The organism is Bacillus sp. AF62 (assembly GCF_050312695.1).
Classification (GTDB): Bacteria; Bacillota; Bacilli; order Bacillales; family Bacillaceae_G; genus Bacillus_A; species Bacillus_A cereus.
The window spans coordinates 239,322-262,478 of sequence record NZ_JBNPJZ010000058.1 but is presented as its reverse complement, the minus strand read 5'-3'; the positions used below and the strand labels follow the sequence as shown (position 1 = coordinate 262,478).

Sequence of the window (23,157 nt, the reverse complement as noted above, 5' to 3'; positions counted from 1 at the left end):
AAAAATAGGGATAATCCAAATGAATGAAAAACATACATATTTTTGAGGGATAATTAATTACTATAAAAAATAAGTCGAGTTATAGCGGAATTTTCGTTTATATATGGTTTGGCATAATGGGAAAAGAATCGCTAATCGTCCGTTAATTAATCCCACGTTCAACAACAAGCTATCTAATAAGATACTTCAATTTTTATCAACTCTAATAAAATATAAACCATGTACTTATAGTACATGGTTTATATTTTAAATTAGCACAGTAATAAGAACTAGCATGTGTATTTTCGTTGCAAAATATTGAATAGTTACCTTTTAAGATGTTTGTTTTTTTGAACAGATTTTAAACGCAATTGCAATTATTATAGAGAAAAACAAATGAGTTCCTAAGCTCATTAATTGCTGAGGAGCAAAAGCATTTAAAAGGTTTGTTCCCATCCCCATCATTATAGGCATGATTACAAGAGGACCCACTATCCAAATTCCAACCCCAAAAACAATTGTGAGAACAAGACGATTTTTAATAACGGATGTTAACAGTCCGAATGTAATGCCAAAAATAATACTTATCATCATATGAATAATCCAGCCACTAAGTAAACTGCTGCTTCCCATCATCCCTGCAATCATGGCTATCTTACCCATCATTTGCATGATTATTCCAAAAATAATCCCACCAATGATGCCACCTATAATTCCAGTTTTAATTGTTTTATTAACCGAAAATTGCACGTATATCACTCCTTTTTTGTTTGCGTTGTTATCGTAACAGAGTGAAAAAAACAATTCTGTAATGCTAATTACAAAAATCAGAATTAGGCAATTTCCTATCCTCTATTGAATTCAAACTAGTTGTTAGTTAAGCTTAAAAATTAACTGGTTATTAAAAAATCATTAAAAAGAGCAAGCATACAGCTTGCTCTTTTCTTATAAATAGATTTATTTAGACTTTAGATTTTTACCTATATATTGAACAATCTTTCTAAGCTCTGTCGATGTTGGACGACCAAATGGACTGGTTTGCCTCTGCTGATATAGTAGTTGTCCATTTTCATCCACAAGAAAGTACGCAGGTTCTCCATGAGTACCGTGGTCTTCATAAGGTGCATCATCACCATGATAGAAAACATCGTAAGCTTTTAAAGCAACCAGGGATTCATCTGATAAAATTGGGAACGATAAGTTGTTCTCCAATGCCATCTTCTTTAAATTTTCTAACTTGTCAGTAGACACAGTAATAAGATGTACATTTTTCCCTTCAAAGAAACCTTTACTCTCTTCAAGATCCTTCAGATCATGGACGCAAACTGGGCACCAAGCTCCTCTAAAAAAAATAATTAATTTCCAACCCTTAGATTCTTTAAGATAGGTGTCTAAAGAAAATTCCTGTCCAGTTATTTCAGGGAGTGTAAAGTTTGGAACCTTTTTACCTAATGTGAAAATAGTCATTTTGTCTCCTCCTTTTCATAAATGAATGATTCCTAAATCTTCTAATGCTAAATTACACACATTATATTATCTTAATTAGCACTTAAAATATGTAAGCATCATTACATTGCTTGAGAATATCAAAAATCACACAAATTCCAGCTGTTCATAATAATTAATGGGGGCAATCCCCCTTCTATAAAGATAACCAGAATTTAGAAATCATATTTCTAGTAGAAAATAGCTATTCTAAGTAGGAAATTCATAATTATAAGGAGGGATTTGATTATGACAGTAATTACTAAGCTTAAGCAAACTATTTCTGGATTAAAAAGTGCTCAAGCATGTTTAGAAGGATTTGCTCTTGATACTGACAATCAGCAAGCAAAACAACTGTATCAAAATGCTGCTCAGCAAGCGCAGACAATTATTGATTCTTTAGAACCACGTGTTCAGGAGGTTCAACAAGATGAGCCTCAATATAAGCAATAAAAAGCTGTCATCTTCAGATTTTTCCAGAGTTCTTATTATAGTTAGATTTATATATCTGATGGGGTTCGCTGTATGCCCATCAAGTTAAGAAATTTGTTGTTCCTCAAAACGAAAAAATCGATTTAACTCCTCATATATAGCTGTAAAACAATAAAATTTTCGTTTTGGGGCATTTACTTTTTTTAAGTTGATTTTCCTCCAAAACGAAAAAATGAGTTGAATTCTCATAAATAACTGTAAAAAGGTAAATTTCTCGTAATGGAGATGTCTCAAAATCTTAGCTTGATAGGTATGTGGTGGTATCCCTATACAGTTACTCATAAATTTCGTACTGTGTAACTCAAAGGAAAAAGTTAAATGAAATTACTGATAGCAAGGGATTCAGTGATAGACTCAGTTACACACAATATAAGATATGGGTAAGTGGTGTGATATAGTAAATGAAAATATATCAATATAAAATGAGTTGCAAGTGATGTGATATAAACTTAAAGAATAGGAAGATCGTTATCAGCAGTACGGGTTTTACAAATAAACCTATTAAACGAAAAGCTTTAAATATAGAGCGCACAACTTTCATGAAGATGCCCCCTAAATCAAATAATATATCAAGTATGTATCGTTATAAGTTACTCTATCACTTTGCATGTTCTTCCATTTTCTTATCAAGTGCTTTAGCATAAGCATCTTTAGTTTCCTGATTTAATTCATAAATTGCCTTATCCCACTGTTCACCTTCTACACCTGACATATGTGGAGTGCTTTTAAGTATAGCTAATTCAATCTCTTTTCCATCTTCTTTATTAGCGTCTAGTATTATCTTTGTTCCTTTTCTTGCATCTGTTACGCCTTCTAACACAAGTTTGTTAATGTCCTTGTACTTATCAGGTACTTTTATATTCTCCATACGGTCTAAAGCTTCATCCATAGCGTCTGCTGTTTTGAATACCTCTTTATATCCTTAACATTGAATTCATTTATAAACAGTATATTAAGAAGGAATGTGTGAATCATCTAAACAAAAAAGTGCTAACAAGTTTGCAAACGAACTTGCTAACACTCATACAAAATAGACATAAATTATCGCTGATATATCTTCCTTAATAATAGCCATAATCAATTAGAACATACTAATATGAAATGCTCATACAATCATTCTTGATATACATGATAATAGTATAAACTCTATATTTCTTTTAATAATTTAAGGTTATATCTTTTCTGCATTAGCCGCTTTTAACCACGCTTCGTAGAATTCTGTAACTGATGCATACCGTTCTGCTCGATTGTTATTTACAGCACGATACGCTACCTCATATAATTCCTTACTTGCTTCCCATTTTATAAAAGAACGATCTTTTTCACCGCCTAAAAGTGAGAAAGCCATTGCTCCCATATTAAATACATTTGTTCTTTCATCAATTATAGCGTTTAGTTCAAATTCCTCTGGTGACATAAAACGGGAGGAACCCCATAGCCGGCCCATTTTATTTATGTAAGGTTTCTTACTGTATAAATCTATATCACAAATTTTTGTCTCGTTTGTATTAAAATTATATAAAATACTACCGTCATAAAAATCTATCGCTACATAGTTTTTCTTTTCTACATAAGTATGGAAAGAAAAAATACAATGTAAGGAATGAATTCGTTCTATAGCAGATAAATGTCTAAATTTATAAAATGGAGAGTTTGGATTTTTATATTTTTCAGGAGGTGAGAAACGCCAATGCGAATGAAGACATTCACCATCAAACCAATCGAAAATTAATACATACCCAGATTGAACTGGAAAATGATCAATTAGTCTTATGAGCGAGTCATGCTTTAAATCTTCATAGATAGTAACTGAATTTTTTAGCCTTTCAATAGCATCACCCGTTGTTCCTTCATATGTAATTGTTTGTGCTCCTGCGTATTTAATAAATTTCTTATGACCATCTTTTTCTACACCAAAACTTATATTACCTGAATCTTGTTGGTCAAAAACTGCGAATACGGTCCCTAATTTAATAAGCCAATCAAAATTATGATATTCTTTTAATTGGAATGTTACGTTATTTAACTGAATTTCCACGGAATTATCTTTCATAGATTACCTCACATTTAATATCATTAAGTTGTACATTCCACTATTCGACATATTTTATGGAAATCCTATGCTAACAACATAAAATTTTATAAATATAATGATAAACACTTATAGAGAGGTGAGTATAATGGATCAACAAATTGTTATTAAACCGTATCAAAAAGACTGGGTTGAAGAGTATATAAAAGAAGAAGAGAAATTCTGTTCCTTGTTAGGACAAGAAATAATCGCTGTTGAACATATAGGGAGCACAGCAGTAGAAGGATTAGGAGCTAAACCTCTTATTGATATGATGATTGGCGTAACAGACTTACAAATTACTGAAAACTGGATTGAAGTTCTATCGGAAATTGGATATGAGTTTGTCCCAAAAGAAGCAACGAATTGGCGTTTTTTTAGAAAGGGAAAATGGAGAGCAGGTACTCATCATTTGCATGTTTATATTTATAATAGTGACGAGTGGAGAAACAATATTTTATTTCGCGACTTTCTAATATGCCATAAATGGGCACGTAAAGAATATAGAGAATTAAAAGAGAGGCTTGCTATTACACATGCTTTTGATCGTGTTTCATATACAAAGGCAAAAGCGCCGTTTATTCAAAACATAATAAAGTTAGCTGAAAAAAATCAATAATAGTTGTCAGTGATATTGAAATTCTCATTTTATTTTAATCTTTCTCTCATTTTATTTTCTTTTTTATTTGATAGACTGCTTGTTACAAAGCCTTTATTAGTAAGGAGATTAAATAAAATGGAGAAGATATTAAGAAATAAATATTTCCATGTGTGTGTTAAAATTATAGGTATTACTATTATTATTTGTAGTGTAGAGATGCTATTTATTAATGTTATGTACGGCAATGTTCTGAATGTAAAATGGTTAAATAAAAAATTAGGCTCTTTTGGTGAATATGGGGCTATTATGGCTGCTTCATTATGGTTTTTACGCCATATATGGGTGTTTTTAAAGAAGAAAAATATACAAGGATTTAAAAAAGTTAAAGAAGTGTATCTATTTGCAAAAAAGTTTCATGTATTAATTGGATACGCTATAATAGCTGTTGCAATTACTCATGGTGTTTACTTTTTTATAAAAGGGAGTCGTCATATTTTACTCATATACAGTGGCATATTTTCTCTATTAGCCTTAATTGTACTAGGGATTGTTGGGTTTTATTTACAACAAATAAATAAGAAAGAAAAATTTATGATGTATAGAAAAGTGCATCAAATCATTGCAATTATATTTGGAATAGGATTATTTATTCATTTAATTGTCTAGGAGGAACTACCGTTGCAACACATTTTAATTATTGAGGATGAGGAAAGTTTAGCAGATTTTCTAGAATTAGAACTAAAATATGAAGGGTATAAAGTAGATATACAACTAGATGGAAGAAAAGGGTTAAGCGCAGCACTTGAAAAGAATTACGATCTCATTTTGCTTGATTTAATGCTGCCTGGATTAAATGGACTAGAGGTATGTCGTCGACTAAGAGCGACTAAAAATACACCCATTATTATGCTGACTGCTCGTGATAGTATTATGGACCGTGTGACAGGTTTAGATAGTGGAGCGGATGATTATCTTCCGAAACCATTTGCAATTGAAGAACTGTTAGCACGTATGAGAGTGATATTTAGAAGAGAAGAACATATTGAAAACAAGCAGGTTTCATTTCTTACATTCAAAGATTTGCAGCTTCAGATTGAATCTCGAACTATAACTAGAGGAAATGAAGAAATTGAACTTACAAATAAAGAATTCGAGTTATTGCTTATGTTTATGAAAAATATTAATCGCGTACTTACTCGTGATGTTTTACTGGATCAAGTATGGGGATATGATGCAATTGTTGAGACAAATATTGTTGATGTATATGTTCGTTATTTGCGAAATAAGTTACATAGTGTAGATAAGGAGGAGTATATCCAAACAGTGCGTGGTGCGGGATATATAATGAAATGATAAAAAATATAATGTTTCGAATTCGAAATCTACCTATAAAGTGGAAACTAACACTTTGGTCCACTACACTAGTATTTATTTTATTCATCTTATATAGTGCTTTGCAGTTTATTGTAATCAATAAGTGGACTATAGATTATGAACAGAAACAAATAAATAGGCAAGTGACGGAAATAGCGGCATATTTCCAAGATAAAAATGATACCCTTTCGAGTAAAACATTTAAAAACAGTAAAGATTTTCTAAACAATATGATTGATAAGCATCAAATGATTCGTATTATTGACATGGATGGGGAGCCGATTATTACTGTTTCACGAGATTTTAATGAAACGTGGATAAAGCCGAAACAGGTTATAAAAGATGAGTCATTTATAAAAAGGCATTTAGAAGATCGAATATTAGTTAAGCGCATACCAATTAAAACGAAAGAGTTTACTGGAACTATTGAACTTACGAAAAACCTAGAGACATTTGATTATTTATTAAAAGTTATTTTAGTGGTAATGCTTATTGCTGGAATATTTGGATTGATATTTAGTTTTTTAGGTGGGATTCTTATAACGAAGAAACTATTATCAAGTGTTCAAAATATAACAGATACGATGAAACGTATTAAAAAGAATGGACTAAATGAACGGGTTCCAGTACGAGAAAATAATGATGAGCTTGCAAAATTATCATTTCTCTTTAACGAGATGATGGATGAAGTAGAAACTTCTTTTACACAACAGAAACAGTTTGTCGAAGACGCATCTCATGAACTAAGAACACCGTTAACAATTATTCATGGTCACTTAGCGATGTTAAACCGATGGGGGAAAAATGATCCAGCAGTATTAGATAAATCTCTTCAATCTAGTTTAAAGGAAGTAGATCGTTTAAATAAATTAGTTTCAGAATTGCTAGAACTATCAAGAGCTGAATCTGAACAATTGCATCCAATAGCAGCTGAGCCAGTCCATGTAAATAGCGTATTAAAACATGTTACACAAAACTTTGTAGTACTCCAAAGTGATTTTCAATTTGATATGAAATTCGGGGATGACGAGGCTTATGTGTCAATGCCATCATCTTACTTAGAACAAATTATTATTATCATAATGGATAATGCAGTTAAGTATACAAAAGAGGTTAATAAATATATTTGCATAGAATCCAGTTTACAATCAGGGAAAGTTAAAATTCGTGTAATAGATCATGGAGCGGGAATACCTGAATCCGATTTACCATTTGTTCTTAATCGGTTTTACCGAGTTGACAAAGCGAGAAGTCGAAAACAAGGTGGAAACGGACTAGGTTTGTCTATTGCAAAACGACTTGTAGAAAAATATAACGGAGCTATTAAAATAGAGAGTAAAGAAAATGAAGGAACAATCGTTACGATTACATTACCATGTATAATAAAATAAGCCTTCAAAGAAGGGGTGCTTCTTGCATTCCTTCTTTTTTTACGATCAAATCATTTTGTTTATTTCGAAATTTCTAGTACATTAAAATTATTAAGGGGGAATAATAATGAAAGCTATCGTACATCAATATAAAACTGGATTTGACGGTGTAGAATATAAAATATCACCTGAGAGAGCACTTAATGATGGGGAAGTTAAAGTGAAGTTAAAATCAGCAGGCTTAAATCATCGGGATTTATTATGAATAATAGAAAAGAAATGCAATTACCTTTAATCTTAGGATCAGATGGTGCAGGTATTGTTACGGAAATTGGAAACGGTGTTTCTGATAACATATTACATACAGAAGTTATTATTAATCCTAGTATTGGATGGGAACATGCTACTGAAGTACCGGAGTTACCGGAAGTGCTAGGTGGACCGCAAGATGGAACGTTTGCTGAATATGTAATTGTACCAGCTGAAAATGTAGTAGAAAAGCCGTCATATCTTACTTGGGAAGAATCAGGTGTTTTATCTTTATCCGCATTAACTGCATATAGGGCGCTTTTTACAAAAGGGAGATTGAAGTGCGGCGAACACGTTTTAATTCCGGGAATAGGCGGTGGTGTTGCTACATTTGCCATGTTATTCGCGAAAGCAATTGGCGCAAAAGTGAGTGTTACTTCAAGGGTAGAGAATAAAAGGGAACTTGCTGCAAAATATGGTGCAGATATTTCTTTTCATAGTGCCGGAAATTGGGAAGAGAGCTTACAAGGTGAAAAAGTAGATTTAATAATAGATAGTATAGGTCCAGCAACTTTTTTGAAATATTTTGATGTATTAAAACCAAACGGAAGAATCGTGAATTTTGGTGCAAGCTCAGGAGATAAAATTGAATTACCATTACGCGCGCTATTTTACAATCAAATTGATATTATGGGAACATCCATGGGTAGCCGTGAGGAATTTAATGAGATGATAAAGTTTATAGAAAAACATCAAATTAAACCAATTATTGATAAAGTTTACTCGTTAGAAGAAGCAATTCGAGCACTAAGCCGTATGGAACTTGGAGAACAATTTGGAAATATTGTACTTCAAATGAATTAAAAAATATGATTTTGCAATTAGTATATTTAAATGAACATGTTATGTATTCCAAACATGAAAAAAAATACGAACCGCCTTATTATAAAGGTTTACGAACTTTATATATAAATAGCGTATAAAATTTGCTTTATAATTGTCACATGAGTAATAGTAAAATGAGAATTAGATGAGAAAAGTTTAAGCCCATTTTCATAATGGTATTGTATACTGTGTAAATCAAGAACACTTGTAAGTAGGGAGAGAGTATTATGAATTACACAGTATTTCAGTGGTTTAATAATTTTGCTGATTCATCTAAACTATTAGATACGTTAATGGTTTCTATTACAAATAGCGCTGCATACGTAGCCATTTTATTTATGCTTATCTTATGGTTTAATAATGGAAAGAAAGAGAATGCAATTAGAAAACAATATACAGTTTTATATACGACGCTTTCGGTTATTATTGCATTAGTAGTAAATGTTCTTATACATGCGGTATATTACCATCCGCGTCCGTTTGTATCACATGATGTACATCAATTAGTACCACACGCAGCAGATTCATCATTCGTTAGTGATCATTCTGTACTTGTATTTTCAATCGCCTTCGTATTTATTCTTAGAGGAGAAAAACTGAAATATATCGCGCTATTATGGGCAGTACTAGTCGGTATATCACGTATGTACGTAGGTGTTCATTATCCTTTAGATATATTTGGTGCAGCATTCTTAACACTTATTACGAGCGCTTTAGTAATGCAAAGTACACGTATGTTTGAACCAATAGCGAAATTCGTATTCAAAATGTATGCATTAGTAGCGAGACGAATTCCTTTCTTAGCAAAATATAACCATATCGCATAATTTTCTTATAAAAAGTTCCCCTTTGGAAATCCAGAGGGGAACTTTTTATAGGCAATAAGAAAAGAGTTTAGAGTGTTATGCAATCAAGTTTCACTAATAAATATTCTGAAATTTCACGCACCGTATTTAAAATATATAAAATAATGACACAAAATAACAACAGTTAGTTTTGCATTGTTTTAAAGGAATTAAAAAGAAAACTTCGAAACATATAGTATCGCAAACAAAAACTACAAATTTTAAAACAGATCTTCGTACGAATCCATTCCAAAAGAGAGGAGATAAGTATGCAAAAACTACAAACAAATAAAGGCGCTCGATATATGATGATTGCTTTTATTGTTTTGTTTCTTATTATGATTTTGCGTATATTCTATATTCAGGCAGTAGGAGTCGTGCATAATGTGAATGTAAAGGATCTCGCGAATGAACAACATAATAAAAAAGGTGTTTTAGAAGCGAATCGTGGCACTATCTATGATCAAACCGGAAAGGTGTTAGTACAAGATTCTACAACGTATCGAGTTGTTGTGAATTTAAAAGGAAAAGATAAAGTGAAAAATAAAGATGAAACCGCACAACAATTAGCCGATGCGCTTGAAATTGATAAAGAAGAAGTATTAAAAAACTTTCATGAAGGGCGTACGCAAGTTGAAATTGGGAAAATTGGTCGGAACTTATCTAGGGAAAAGAAGGAAAAAATTAATGATTTAAAAATACCAGGTGTATCTTTTATGTCGGAAAAAGCAAGAGTGTATCCGAATGAAGACTTTGCATCCTATATACTTGGTTTTGCTAGACCAGATGATAAAGGGAATACGGAAGGGAAGTTTGGGCTTGAAAAGAGTTTGGATAAATATTTGCGCTCGACAAACGGGAATATAGAATATGTGGGTACACGAAGGGGGATTCCGCTTACGAATGATATAGGTAAAGTAGAACCAGCTAAAAATGGGAATAACGTATATTTAACGCTTGATAAACAAATTAATAGCTTTTTAGAAGAAGCGATGAACAAAGCGCAAGAACATTATGATCCTTCTATGTTAATTGGCATTATTGCTGATCCAAAAACAGGAAAGGTTTTAGCAATGTCTAGTAAACCTAGTTACAATCCTAATGTAGGTGATATCGAATACTTTTTAAATGACCCGATTGCAAATGCATATGAACCAGGTTCAACAATGAAAGTTTTTACGTTAGCAGCTGCCATTAATGAAGGTGTATATAACGGAAAAGAATATTTTCAATCTGGAAAATATTCCGTTGGTTCATCTGATATAAAAGACCATAATGGTGGATTTGGATGGGGATCAATTACATTTGATGAAGGATTTGAAAGGTCATCAAACGTAGCTTTTTCTATTTTAGAAGATCAGTTATTGAAACCAAATAAATTTAAGCAATATATGAATAAATTTGGATTCAATCAAAAAACAGGGATAGATTTACCTGGAGAAAGTAAAAATACTTTATTATTAAATACACAAATTCAACAGGTTACAACTTCTTTCGGTCAAGGTTCTACAGTAACTCCGATTCAATTAATCCAAGCGGCTACTGCTATAGCAAATGACGGGAAAATGATGCAACCATATATCGTTGATAAAGTTGTAAATCCAACAAACAAAGAAGTTATTATGGAAAATCAACCGAAAGAAATTGGGAATCCGATAAAAAAAGAAACAGCGGACAAGGTTAGAAGCTTAATGGAGCGTGTTATAACATCTTCAAAAGGAACTGGTACAATGTATAAAGTAGATGGTTATCCAATTGGAGGTAAGACAGGAACAGCACAAATACCGAATCCTGAAAACGGCCGATATATGGAAGGGAAAGAGAATTACATTTTCTCCTTTTTAGGAATGGCTCCAATTGATGATCCGGAGTTAATCGTATACTTAGCTATTAAGCAGCCAAAGTTAAAAGGAGGTGAGTATGGAGCTCAGCCTCTTGCTGAAATATTTAAACCTGTTATAAAAAACAGCCTTGAATATTTAAAGGTGAAACCGTATACAGAAAAACAAATAGCTGATGCAGCGAAACAATCTCAATTAAAAGTACAAAATTATGTAAATCAATCGATGGATACAATAGAGAAAAGTGTAGAAAAAGAGAAGCTACAGCCGGTAATTTTAGGAGAAGGAAAAATAATAAAACAATATCCACAGTCTGGCGAGGTAATGAGTGAAGGTGATCGTATATTTTTATTAGGGAATAACGCACAAATGCCAAATGTAAAAGGGTGGTCCATGCGTGATGTTATGTATTTCTCTAAACTTTTGAAATTAGATTTGAAAACTTCTGGTACGGGTTATGTAACGAGTCAAAGTATTGAAAAAGGACAAGATTTACAAGAAGGAGATATACTAGAACTAGAATTAGAACCGCCGTTACAACCGTTAACAGAGGCGAATACGAATTAATCCAGGCATTTGGAAGGAGCTGTATGCAAATAGCTCTTTCTTTAGAGTTGCGAGTAATTTCACGCACCGTAATTTTTAGAAAAAATAATAAATGACAAGTTGTTAAATATCTGATTATTTTTTATTTACAGTTAAATGTATATGTGATAATATGGAAAAAATAAATGCAGTGAAGAGAAGAGTAAATAAAATGAATTTTTCACAGAGAGCTCCATGTAGCTGAAAAGGAGTAAAAATTATTTATTGAACCAAGCCTCTGAGCAGCACATCGGAACCTATTATTAGGGGATGGTGTGACGGGAGCTCCCGTTATAGAGCTAAGGTATAAGCATGAAAATAATGCAGTACCTGATAAGGTTAATATGGCGACATATTAATAAACTAGGGTGGCACCGCGATGATAAATCTCGTCCCTAAGACTAAAAGTCTTGGGGGTGGGATTTTTTTATTGTTTTAAAACAATTTGGAAAGCGGGGGCCAAAAATGAAGAACTTACTTAAAGATTGGAAATATCCTTTATTACTATTGTCCGGAGTTGGTATTGCGAATTTAGGGGCATGGATTTACTTAATAGCACTGAATGTACTTGTCTATAATATGGGTGGCTCAGCCTTAGCTGTTGCTACTTTATATGTAATAAAACCATTAGCCATTTTATTTACAAACGCTTGGTCTGGGAGTATGATTGATCGTTTAAATAAACGGAAATTAATGATTCACCTCGATATATATCGTGTGTTATTTATCGCTATTTTACCTTTACTTCCGTCACTTTGGATTGTTTATGTATTCGTATTCTTTATAAGTATGGCCAGTGCAATTTATGAGCCAACTGCTATGACGTATATGACGAAATTAATTCCAGTAGAGCGAAGACAACGTTTCAACTCACTACGCAGTTTAATAGGATCTGGTGCATCACTAATTGGACCAGCAGTAGCGGGGGGATTATTAATTGCAGGTACACCAGAGTTTGCTATATATATGAATGCTATAGCATTTCTCTTATCAGGATTAATTACATTACTTTTACCTAATCTTGATAAGAAAGAAGCTTCGGATACAACAAGTAATACATTATCTCTTACAGTATTAAAAAAAGATTGGAACACTGTTATAAATTTTAGTAGAAAACATGTGTATGTCGTATGTGTGTATTTCTTATTTCAAAGTATGTTCGTATTAGCAACCGCTACTGATTCACTTGAACTATCGTTTGCGAAAGAGGTATTACTACTAACAGATAGTGAATATGGTTTTCTAGTTAGTATAGCTGGTGCAGGATTTATTTTAGGTGCCATAACAAATACAATTTTGTCAAAGAAATTAGCACCTTCATTTCTAATTGGAATAGGATCATTATTCATCGCAATTGGTTATTTAATTTATGCTTTTTCAAATATATTTTTAATAGCTGCTATTGGATTCTTTATTTTATCTTTCTCTATGGCATATGCAAATACAGGCTTTTATACGTTTTACCAAAATAACGTTCCCGTTCATATAATGGGACGGATCGGAAGTATATATGGACTTGTTATTGCGTTAGTAACAATCTTTATTACAATATTATCTGGTGTTGCGACTCAGTTCATTTCTATACAACTGGTAGTTATTGTAGGTTCATTGATCATGTTATTTATTACTATCGTCTTGTGTGTGTTTACTTTATTCCCATCACAATCTAAGTTGTATTCTACTGAATCAATAAAGTGAAACTTTAATGAGGGGGGCATCCCCCACTGATTATCAGCCCTCACCAATCGGGCTTTTACGGGCAGCAGGGTCCCCACTTAACTTCTTTGCTTTCGCTGAATTTTGAGATAGGGGTCCTACTGCCCACAAATAGCGGAATACATTCGAAATGAACTTTGTGTTCTCATTAACAATTTATCGTATTTAATAAAAGGGTTCTTTCCCCTTTATATGGAAAAATTAATAAGGGTAAAGAACAATACCGAAAGACAAGGGTGGTTGTCGTGATAAAAACAAAAGATGAAATTAATAAAATTGTAAAAGAAATACAAAAGAAAATAGATTTCTCTGGGGTAGTTTTAGTAAAAAAAGAAAAAGACTTAATCTATGAAAAAGCAATGGGTTACGCAAACAAAAGTGAATGTATAAACAATACGATACAAACAAGATTCGGCATTGCCTCAGGATGTAAAATTTTCACTGCAATTGGAATTTGTCAACTTGTTGAAAAAGGTGTTATTTCTTTTCATACAAAATTAAAGGATTGTCTAGAGATAAAACTTCCAAACTTCGATGAAGATATTACAATACATCAACTACTAACGCATAGCTCTGGTATACCAGATTATTTTGATGAAAGTATTATGGATAACTTCGAGGATCTTTGGAAACAAACACCTATGTATCTATTAAAGAGCTTAAAAGACTTTTTACCATTATTCCAAAACAGTAATATGATGTTTGCACCTGGGAGTAAGTTTCACTACAACAACGCAGGTTTTATCATACTTGGATTAATAATAGAAGAACAGACGGGACTTAAATTTACGGAGTATATAGAAACAAACATTTTTAATTCGATTGGCATGAATGATTCTGGCTATTTTTCGTTAGATAAATTACCAAGACATACAGCTCTAGGATATATAAAGGACGAAACCAACCAAAATTGGAGAACAAACGCTTACTCTATACCAATAAAAGGAGGGGCTGATGGAGGTGCATATGTTACTGCACCAGACATGTTGAAATTTTGGGCGGCACTATTTAATAATGAAATTTTAGGAAAGGAATATACAAAGTTACTTTTAACTCCCCACATTCATGTAAATGATAAACAGTCTTACGGATATGGAGTATGGATTGAAACACGAGAAAACAAGGTATTCAAATATCATGTAATGGGATATGATCTAGGCGTCAGTTTTCGCTCGGCCATATATCCAGAATTAGGAATCACTTTAGTTATTCCATCGAATAAAGGGGCAGGACCTGAAAAATTAATGACAGAAATAGAAAGAGCTTTTTAATTATATGGATATAAAAGAAGAGATACGAAAATAATTTAAACGGGTTTATGATTGTTTCTGTTCTGAAAAATATTTTAGTTAACGAGGAACCCTTTATTTATTAAATAAGGGGTTTTTGTAATTCTGCACAATTACATATGTTTATATGGATTTTTAAATTAAAAAACATTACTATATAATTGTAAATTTAAATTATTAATTCATATGAAAGGATGTGTTAACAATTTGTATATGATCAACGGTAGTTTGTTTATTATTTTAGGGGTTATTTGTTATTTAATTGTACGTGGAATATTAATTGGTACCAAAAATAAAAAACATATGATTTGGTGGAAAGAAATAATAAGTTTTTTATTCGTGGTCTACATTTGTATGGTTGTTGCAGTAACTTTATTCCCTTTACCAATCGGTTTTCCTTCTAATATTGAAAATCTGAATCGCTCGGTCAATATAATACCATTTGCATCAATTATTAAAGACATCAATCAAATTGGTAGTGCTTATGATGGGGATGCCCTATTTATGATTGGTCTTATTGTAAGAAATGTAGGCGGGAATATTTTATTATTAATGCCTTTAGGATTTTTAGCACCAATTTTATGGGATAAATATAAAAAGTTCAAAAATACTATTTTATTAGGATTTACTATATCAGTTAGTATCGAATTGCTACAATTAATTCAGTCTTTATTTAGTGGAGTAGGACGAATTACTGATATTGATGATGTGATCTGTAATGTTATAGGTTCTATTATTGGATATTGTATTTATATTATCTTTTTAAAAGCCATTAATAAATTTAACATTCGAGTGTTGGGTAAAACTAATTCTAAAGGTGTGGAATTAGTTGATAAATAGGAGTTTAAACGAGTTATTAAAGGCGTACGAGTAAAAAGTACGTCTTTTTATTTTTATAAATAATGCTTAAGACTGATGAGAAATCACATTTTCCAACTTACACTTAAAAGTAGCTATCGTATTTCAAGTATGGAATGAAAAGAGGAGAATATATTTTTTAAAGATAAACAAGTTTATAGGAGGATTCTAAATGGATATTTTACTTGTTGTTCTTATTATTGTTTTGATGCAAAGTAAAGAACGAAAAGTGAAAATAAACCGTATTTGGCTCATTCCGGCTTTGTTGTGCTTTGTAACAATCCAGTCCATTATTCATATGGGACAAATAACTTTGCTGCAAGGACTACTGTTTGTTGTAATGCTTGGAATTGGCTTAGGTCTAGGGATTATACGGGGAAGAGCTTTAACATTTCGATTTGATAGTAAAACAGGTCATGTACTCCGAAAAGGAAATTGGGTAAGTACAATAATCCTTCTTGTTATTTTAGGAGCAAAAATTATGATTAAACAAAGTATGTTTTCTGGTAGTACGCACCAGACATTAATGGTTGTAACAAATGCCTTTTTATGTATTACATTAGGCACTGTGATTAGTAGACGTTATTATATTTGGAAAAAATATAATGAATTAACACAAAAAACGTAAATGCATTCACCCCTTGTTTAACATTGCTAAGAACGGTAATACTAATTAACATTGAACTTTTACAACAAGGGATGATAATATGATATACATTTACACAGACTTCGGCGGTACTCATACAACTTCACTTGCTGCAGCGTATCATTTAAATAAATTACCAACGGATCGTAAGTTAACGAAAGAAGAAATTTTGAATGTAGATTACTTTAATAAATTGAAAACAGAAGATATGGGAAAAATTATTTTTCATGGAATCGATGAACATGGTCATCCTGTATATACGATTGGATGTGGCGCATCAAAAGTTGTTGTACCAGCGATGAAGCATTTAGGAGAAATCTTGCAAAAACATTATCAAAGCCATGAAAAGATTATATTTTCTAACACATCACCAACAGTGCCTTTACCAATGACTTTCGGTGGGCTGTTTTCTAGAAGGTTCCATATCGATTTTATTGGCGTACCGTTACTCGTATGGGGAGCAAAAATTTGCTGTGATAATATACAAAGGCTTGTTAGTTATACAAAAGAAGCTGGAAGATTAACGAATGATTATGTTGTAATTTTAGATAATGAAACTTTTAAATAGTATATGATAAGAAGAAAATCGAGCAAATTCCTTGATTTTCTTTTTTATTTGTGAAATAGACAAGAAATAGTCACATTTAATATACATCTACTATAGCCAAAACAATAAAGTCCTGTTACTATTACAGGGATATTCTCTTTTTATAACATAAATATATAGAAAAATTAGAAAAGAGGAATTGAATTAAGGGAGGAACAACATGAAGCGTGTTGCTTGGATTACTGATAGTACAACTGCGAATTTTAAAACAGAAGGAGATAACTTTGTTATCCCAATCGAAGTTATTATTGATGGAATGGCGTACAAAGATTGTGAAGAAGGTGTACGTGAACGTGTTTATAATGCGTTAAACGAAGGTAAAACAGTCACTACTTCACAACCTAATATTGGGGAAATGGTAGAGTTATTTACGAAATGCAAAGAAGAATATGAAGAAGGATTTGCAGTTGCTATTAGCGGAAAAGTAAGTGGAACCTATCAAAATATGAAGCTAGCTGCAGAAATGGCAGGTTTTCCATTAACGGTATTAGACAGTGAAACAACAAGTTATCCAATGGATGAACTAATTAGAAAAGCGAAATCGTTATACAATGATGGTATGACTTTACAAGATATACACAAAACATTAGTAGATGAAAAAAGAAGACCTTTCCACGTATTCCCGAAAAGTTTAAAAGGCCTTTATGCAAGTGGTCGTGTAAAGGGCATTCAATTTTTACTTGGAAGTTTATTAAGTGTTAACTTAATATTAGAAGTAAAAGGTGGAGAGCTTTTACTTGAAAAAAAAGTTCGTAAAATCCAAAAATGTCGAGAATATATTAAAAATGAACTTGAAAAAGAATTACCAAAAGTACTTCACATGTTCCATGCTAATGATAAAGATGGAGCCGAGGAATGGATTGCAGATATTAGACAAGCATTCCCTGAAATGGATTTCAAATTATATCCATTACCAATTTCATTTGCGGTTCATGCAGGTGAAGGTACAATAGCAATTAGTTATTAAAGTAAAACCCGTGAATTATTTACGGGTTTTTTATTTAATTAAAATGAAATGTGATCTCGACATATCTCCATCGAGTTTAGAAATCGATGGTCGAGCTACCTTCTCATAGATAACTGTGGAATGCCTTTTTTATGACTTATCCAATTATTTCTTACAAGATTTAAGGAGGATTGAGTTGAAAATAAATTGATTAAAGTGTAAAATTACACTAAATAACACATTAGTTACTTTTGAGGGGGGAGTAAAGTGAATAAGGAGCATGCAATTGAACTTATTTCAATGAAAATAAAGTTAATACGCACTGAAAAAAGATATACACAAGATAAAATGGCTGAAGTTCTCGGCATATCAAAAAAAACGCTTGTTCAAATTGAGAAAGGGAGAACGAATGCAGGTTGGACCAACACTGTTGCTATTTGTGCATTGTTTAGAGATAGTGAAGTTTTACAGAATACTCTTGGGGATGATCCATTAGTAGTAATCGAAACAATGGCCCACAATAGCACTAACAACTTCAAAGAAAAAACATTGGGAGGAAAAGTCTGGTGGAAGCAGATTCAAGAAAAAGGGAACTTTCGCTTACAACAAAATCTAATTAGTCAGCATTATCGTATTCTAGACAGACAGGATTACCGTTGGTTTAATTCGTTTGATTTAGAAGAAACGCTAAATCAACTTAATAAATTAGCAACGAATTCAGAACATCAAATAACCAGAACTACAATGAGCGAAAATAAATAGGAGGAAATTACATATGATCATCTTGCATTTTCTTTGGATTTACTTTATGCCAATTTACTGGTTATGTGGATTTATAGGTGGAATCTATTTAATTATTGCAGGTATCAAATATCTTAAATTACTTGTAAGTGTAATGGGATTACTTTGTCTTACCCTTGTCGTGTTACCTATTGTTTGTTGGGGGACAGGGATTAATGCGGAATTTCTTCTTACACCCGTTTCCAACTTTTCACTATTCTCTTTAAGTGGGTTAATAGCAGGATTTATTGGATTGTGGTCAAAAATTAAAGGCATAAGAAATATGGGATTTACTATTTTTACTTGTGGAGTAATAGGTGCCCTATTCTATTATTTAATGTCTATACCCGATTCATACTATATAGGATAGTTTTTCAAAACTCAGTTCATTTACAAACAAAAGGATAGTGAAACAGGAAAAACATTATTTCTATTCTTTCTGTCTAACTTATTAAATAAAAAGGAGGTGCTATAGAACTGGTAGCGTTTCCTTTTTCACATGAATCATTCACCTATCAGATAGGTTGCGCTCCAGTACGTAGTAGGTAGCATATCAATAACTAGCTATAATTTCTACATTCTCTGACTTTAAATGATAAAGGAGATGTTATCACAGTTGTTCCTGCAAAGAAAAAATGAATAGTTGTAGTAAAAACATTCTAGAATACAGAAGCTTAGGAATATTGGATATAAAATATGATAAATACGAGGCATAAGCCAGTTTACAATTTTTATGTCAACACTACAAACTTGACATGTGTGTATTTCGTTTTGCACTGTAAATCATTCATATTAAGTAATAGAATTGTAGAAATATATAATAGAATATTCGCACTAATATTTATACAGCTACAATCTATTTACATATAAGGTTATTAGGATTATATTGAAAATGAAAGAGAAAACAATAGATGGAAGGGGATGTTTTTTATGTTTAAAAAAGTAGCACTAGGGATTTCATCGTTAGCAATTACAGCGTTCGTCGGATTAGGAATGGCAACAGAAGCTTCAGCTGGACCAGCAGCACCACTTACTTCACTAAACGTCGTACAAGTAGAGTCTGAGCTAGGCGGGGTAGAAACAATTAATCAGAACAGCTTCAGCACATCGCGTAACCACGGGGGAAAATACTTATATATTACAACGAAAGAAATGGGCTATGGCCAAAACCCATTTGCTAAAATGAATGGTTCTAATGTAAAAAGTATTGATTCCACTATAATTGGCGGAAGACCAATCGTTGGCTGGTATTATAAATGGGATGCTTCTGGACACCAACAAGGAACTTTTGAGTACCAAAAGACATCTATAAATGCACCATTTAATACAATGCGTACATCAATTTATATCCAATAATTTTGAAAGCGTTCGCACATATAAAATAGTCAAAGAAAAGGCACTCTAAGGAGTGCCTTTTCTTTGACTTGAATCACGTCCATCTATATTTACAATCCCGATTTCATAGCAAGAACACTTCCCATAAAACAATATCCTAAACGTCTATGAAATTAATATGAACGGGTAGTACTAGTCCTCTACAGTTAAAGTACGTAACCTTACATATTCCAACCCAATGAAAAAGGAAAAAAACTGTCGTACTTACGCCACAGTTTTTAATTTATCCATGAACTCATAGTTTAATTTTAAGTTTTTTAGATATATAGACATAACCGTACTACCTACTACTCTTTTTTAAAATTCAAGATTAAAAAGAGTAGCTAAACTTATATAAGCTTAGCTTGATGGATATGTGGCGGAACTCTAAAATTAATTACATCTTTTTCATAATATAAACAATTTTATATAGGGAGATGAAAGGATTTTTTAAAATAATAAAGAAGTATGTATAAACAAATATATAAATGGTAGTGATTAGGATGAAAATCAGTAAGTTTGCAGAAGTAAATAATGTAAGTGTAGATACGATTAGACATTATATGGATCTCGGACTCGTTATTCCTGAGAAAAAAGGAAGTCACTATTTTTTTGACGAGTATTGTCAAAAGGATATAGAACTTATATTAGAGTACAAATGGATAGGGTTTAGCTTGAATGAAATTAAAGAACTGTTTCTTTATAAAAATTTAGGGAAATCCTTAGACTATGAAAAGGATATTTTTTATCAATCTTTATTTAAAGTAAAATATGAAAAGATTGAACAAGAGATAAAAACCTTAAAGGAACGAAAAGATAAATTAAAGAAAACGTTAAATAATTTATCTATAGAAACTGAAATTTCGAGTTCAATTTTAGGGGTAGATTTAAAAGTACTTCATTTATTTAAATGTGTTAAGTGTAACGGAAATTTAATTCTTGAAGATGGCATTATTAATAAAAATCAAATTGTTGAGGGGAAATTAATTTGTAATTGTGGTGAAGAATACGCGATTACTTCCGGAGTTTTAACAGCTGGAAAATTATTTGAGGTGTATAAGAGGAAATCACTTGAAGATTCTATTTCAGATTATATCCATGAAACGGATACTGCTTTTTTGGAAAATGTTCAAAGAGGAGGAGAATGGGCGAAAAAGAAACTAATGCAATTAGATTTAAATGAAAAAATACTACTTGATTTAGGGTCTGGTATTGGGTTCTTTTTACGAAATATTTATGAAGAACTACCGGTAGAGTGTTTATATATTGCTGTTGATCGAGATTTGAATAAACTTTTACTTTTAAAAGATGTAATTGAGAGAAGAAATTTGAAAAGAAATATTGTATTTATCTGTGCTGACTTTCTAAACAATCCTATTCAGAATTATTCTGCTGATATTGTAATTGATCAATCAGGTACAAGTAATTATAGTTTTGAACATGAGGAGTTTTTATTACGCGAATTAAATTACCTTTTTAAACCTAATTGTTATTTATTAAGTTCATTTATTTTATTTAATAAATTCAGCATAAATAGCCAAATTGCACCTAGACTCCGAGAGAATTTTACATCTGCAAAAGTAACGAAAGAAATCCAAAATTTACAGTTTCAATCGATTGATGAAAGTACTTCAAATTATTTAAAACGAGGCGGAAAGTACGAGGATTTCTTTGTTCAAGGAGAAGAAATTTATACATATTCATTTTTCGGAAAAAGATGGGGTTAACTCCATCTTTTATTTATTTTCCCTTAAAACTTTTCAAATAGTACATATTGCTATTGGGTTGACCCAAGAACTTACAATGTACGTAACACAAAGTTAGGCAGGGGGAAAAGTGATGGGAAGTTTACGATTACATATAGAAAATAAAAAAAGAAACCAAGAACTAAGAAATATTTGTTTATATTCAATTGCAAAAACAGTATCACTATTTGGTAGCTCTATTTATAGTTTTGCATTAGGATTGTATGTTTTACAAATAACCGGATCTGCGTTAAATTTTGCAATTTCGCTCATATTAGGAACGATTCCAATGATTGTTATGAATCCATTTGCCGGTGTCATTGCTGATAAGGTTGATAAAAAGAAACTGGTTATTTGTATGGATTTACTAAGCGGATGCTTATTAATAACTGTTTATATACTAAGCAGCTATTATGGATTAAACTTATTTATCATTTATACTACTACCTTTCTTATGACAGTATTTACAACTTTTTTTGGAATAGGTTTAGAGGCCGTAAAACCGAATATGGTCACTAAAGAGCGGTTAATGAGTATTAATTCTATAAGTAAAATTATCGATTCTATATCTTTAATTCTAGGGCCTATGTTAGGGGGGATTGTTTTTGCAGTCTTTGATATTAAAATTTTTATAATTATAAATGGTATTTCATTTATCCTTTCGGCTATTTCCATATTGTTTATTAACTTTAAATTGTTTGAGCAAAACATAAATGAGGAATGTTCAATTAGAGAAATTAATTTTATTGAAGATATAAAGGAGGGATACTCTTATTTATTGGAGCGGAAACGCTTAAAAAATACTTTTAGTATTTTAATTTCTCTTAATTTCTTTTTAGGCTTTGCTGTAACTGTTCCGTTGCCATACATTATTAACACAGTTCTTAATCTTAGTTCTAAGCAATTTGGTATGATTCAAGGGACTTTCCCGATAGGTATGATAGTTGGTGCAATACTAGTAAAAAAGATAACTGATTGTTTTTCTTATTCTTATCTATTGAAAAAAATAAGTTTTATGTTGGCGATTTTTATGATAGTTTCAGGAATACCTGTTTTATTTAAACCTATTGTAGTAAATAATTTGGTATATGTTACTACGTATTGCATGATTATGTTCTTTTTAGGATTTATGATAGCACAAATTGATATTCCTTTAATGTATTTCATGCAAAATGAGATTCCTGAAGAATATAGAGGAAGAGTTCTTAGTATTGGATTAAGCTTAGGTAAAATAATGCAGCCAATAGCACTTGCAATATCAGGACTATTATTAAATTTCATTCCAGCCTACACGCTTCCCATTGCAGGGGGGATTGTATTTTTTACTTTGAATAAAATTTTAGCAAATAAGTTAAATTTAGAAATTCATTCAAAAGATTATAGTGTTTAACGTAACTTAAAAAGCGCAGGATGCTGATC

General features: G+C 31.7%; 21 protein-coding genes, 2 pseudogenes and 1 other annotated feature. Of the genes and pseudogenes, 19 read left to right on the top strand and 4 right to left on the bottom strand.

Going from position 1 to position 23,157, the window contains the following annotated elements; translation table 11 throughout:
* Window positions 1-312: 312 nt before the first annotated feature.
* Together ACQRBL_RS13390 and ACQRBL_RS13385 are read right to left on the bottom strand one after the other, a co-directional pair.
* Complete coding sequence (locus ACQRBL_RS13390; RefSeq protein WP_411995532.1) at window positions 313-729, bottom strand: hypothetical protein; 417 nt, start codon at window positions 727-729, stop codon at window positions 313-315.
* A gap of 207 nt (window positions 730-936) precedes the next feature.
* Window positions 937-1,446 carry a peroxiredoxin family protein gene (locus tag ACQRBL_RS13385; RefSeq protein ID WP_023522078.1) on the bottom strand — a complete coding sequence of 170 codons (510 nt, stop codon included), beginning with the start codon at window positions 1,444-1,446 and terminating at the stop codon, window positions 937-939.
* 267 nt (window positions 1,447-1,713) lie between these two features.
* Here ACQRBL_RS13385 and ACQRBL_RS13380 point away from each other — a divergent pair, with 267 nt between their 5' ends.
* Window positions 1,714-1,917 carry a DUF1657 domain-containing protein gene (locus ACQRBL_RS13380; protein WP_006919911.1) on the top strand — a complete coding sequence of 68 codons (204 nt, stop codon included), beginning with the start codon at window positions 1,714-1,716 and terminating at the stop codon, window positions 1,915-1,917.
* A gap of 637 nt (window positions 1,918-2,554) precedes the next feature.
* Here ACQRBL_RS13380 and ACQRBL_RS13375 read toward each other — a convergent pair.
* Window positions 2,555-2,875, bottom strand: a pseudogene (locus tag ACQRBL_RS13375) (hypothetical protein); the annotation flags it as partial.
* A 252-nt stretch (window positions 2,876-3,127) separates the two neighbouring features.
* On the bottom strand, window positions 3,128-4,009 hold the full coding sequence (locus tag ACQRBL_RS13370; protein WP_411995533.1) for a protein kinase domain-containing protein: 882 nt from the start codon (window positions 4,007-4,009) through the stop codon (window positions 3,128-3,130).
* Between the two features lie 127 nt (window positions 4,010-4,136).
* Between ACQRBL_RS13370 and ACQRBL_RS13365 the strand changes: the two genes are divergently transcribed.
* The 18 genes and pseudogenes from ACQRBL_RS13365 (at window position 4,137) to ACQRBL_RS13280 (ending at window position 23,128) form a co-directional block, all read left to right on the top strand.
* On the top strand, window positions 4,137-4,646 hold the full coding sequence (locus ACQRBL_RS13365) for a GrpB family protein (RefSeq protein WP_411995534.1): 510 nt from the start codon (window positions 4,137-4,139) through the stop codon (window positions 4,644-4,646).
* Between the two features lie 117 nt (window positions 4,647-4,763).
* Window positions 4,764-5,294: a hypothetical protein gene (locus ACQRBL_RS13360; RefSeq protein ID WP_006916278.1), complete on the top strand. Its 531-nt coding sequence runs from the start codon at window positions 4,764-4,766 to the stop codon at window positions 5,292-5,294.
* A 12-nt stretch (window positions 5,295-5,306) separates the two neighbouring features.
* Window positions 5,307-5,981 carry a response regulator transcription factor gene (locus tag ACQRBL_RS13355; protein ID WP_078993698.1) on the top strand — a complete coding sequence of 225 codons (675 nt, stop codon included), beginning with the start codon at window positions 5,307-5,309 and terminating at the stop codon, window positions 5,979-5,981.
* On the top strand, window positions 5,978-7,393 hold the full coding sequence (locus ACQRBL_RS13350) for a HAMP domain-containing sensor histidine kinase (RefSeq protein ID WP_078993699.1): 1,416 nt from the start codon (window positions 5,978-5,980) through the stop codon (window positions 7,391-7,393). The genes ACQRBL_RS13355 and ACQRBL_RS13350 overlap by 4 nt, the downstream gene beginning before the upstream one ends.
* Window positions 7,394-7,499: 106 nt before the next feature.
* Window positions 7,500-8,485, top strand: a pseudogene (locus tag ACQRBL_RS13345) (zinc-binding dehydrogenase).
* Window positions 8,486-8,733: 248 nt separating this feature from the next.
* Window positions 8,734-9,333, top strand: a complete 600-nt coding sequence (locus ACQRBL_RS13340) for an undecaprenyl-diphosphatase (protein ID WP_411995535.1) — start codon at window positions 8,734-8,736, stop codon at window positions 9,331-9,333.
* Window positions 9,334-9,620: 287 nt separating this feature from the next.
* The gene (locus ACQRBL_RS13335) at window positions 9,621-11,759 is read left to right on the top strand and encodes a penicillin-binding protein (RefSeq protein WP_023522086.1); all 2,139 of its coding nucleotides are present in this window, start codon (window positions 9,621-9,623) and stop codon (window positions 11,757-11,759) included.
* Between the two features lie 160 nt (window positions 11,760-11,919).
* Window positions 11,920-12,177: a binding site (T-box leader), on the top strand.
* 65 nt (window positions 12,178-12,242) lie between these two features.
* Window positions 12,243-13,475 carry an MFS transporter gene (locus ACQRBL_RS13330; RefSeq protein WP_023522087.1) on the top strand — a complete coding sequence of 411 codons (1,233 nt, stop codon included), beginning with the start codon at window positions 12,243-12,245 and terminating at the stop codon, window positions 13,473-13,475.
* 263 nt (window positions 13,476-13,738) lie between these two features.
* Window positions 13,739-14,764, top strand: a complete 1,026-nt coding sequence (locus ACQRBL_RS13325) for a serine hydrolase domain-containing protein (RefSeq protein WP_411995536.1) — start codon at window positions 13,739-13,741, stop codon at window positions 14,762-14,764.
* Window positions 14,765-14,989: 225 nt separating this feature from the next.
* Window positions 14,990-15,622: a VanZ family protein gene (locus ACQRBL_RS13320; protein ID WP_000281839.1), complete on the top strand. Its 633-nt coding sequence runs from the start codon at window positions 14,990-14,992 to the stop codon at window positions 15,620-15,622.
* Between the two features lie 190 nt (window positions 15,623-15,812).
* On the top strand, window positions 15,813-16,268 hold the full coding sequence (locus tag ACQRBL_RS13315; protein ID WP_000353711.1) for a DUF1453 family protein: 456 nt from the start codon (window positions 15,813-15,815) through the stop codon (window positions 16,266-16,268).
* Window positions 16,269-16,347: 79 nt separating this feature from the next.
* A complete protein-coding gene (locus ACQRBL_RS13310) occupies window positions 16,348-16,854 on the top strand; it encodes a DUF3189 family protein (protein ID WP_000639421.1) in 507 nt (168 codons plus the stop codon).
* A 199-nt stretch (window positions 16,855-17,053) separates the two neighbouring features.
* Window positions 17,054-17,860, top strand: coding sequence for a DegV family protein (locus tag ACQRBL_RS13305; RefSeq protein ID WP_411995537.1), 807 nt, complete (start codon window positions 17,054-17,056; stop codon window positions 17,858-17,860).
* A 246-nt stretch (window positions 17,861-18,106) separates the two neighbouring features.
* Window positions 18,107-18,601: a helix-turn-helix transcriptional regulator gene (locus ACQRBL_RS13300; RefSeq protein ID WP_001031006.1), complete on the top strand. Its 495-nt coding sequence runs from the start codon at window positions 18,107-18,109 to the stop codon at window positions 18,599-18,601.
* A 13-nt stretch (window positions 18,602-18,614) separates the two neighbouring features.
* Window positions 18,615-18,989 (top strand): hypothetical protein, encoded by a 375-nt coding sequence (locus tag ACQRBL_RS13295; RefSeq protein WP_000584709.1) that lies wholly within the window; start codon window positions 18,615-18,617, stop codon window positions 18,987-18,989.
* 560 nt (window positions 18,990-19,549) lie between these two features.
* Window positions 19,550-19,975, top strand: a complete 426-nt coding sequence (locus ACQRBL_RS13290) for a DUF4879 domain-containing protein (protein ID WP_097966185.1) — start codon at window positions 19,550-19,552, stop codon at window positions 19,973-19,975.
* 521 nt (window positions 19,976-20,496) lie between these two features.
* A complete protein-coding gene (locus ACQRBL_RS13285) occupies window positions 20,497-21,720 on the top strand; it encodes a MerR family transcriptional regulator (RefSeq protein ID WP_411995538.1) in 1,224 nt (407 codons plus the stop codon).
* A 112-nt stretch (window positions 21,721-21,832) separates the two neighbouring features.
* Window positions 21,833-23,128 carry an MFS transporter gene (locus ACQRBL_RS13280; protein WP_000535169.1) on the top strand — a complete coding sequence of 432 codons (1,296 nt, stop codon included), beginning with the start codon at window positions 21,833-21,835 and terminating at the stop codon, window positions 23,126-23,128.
* Window positions 23,129-23,157 lie beyond the last annotated feature (29 nt).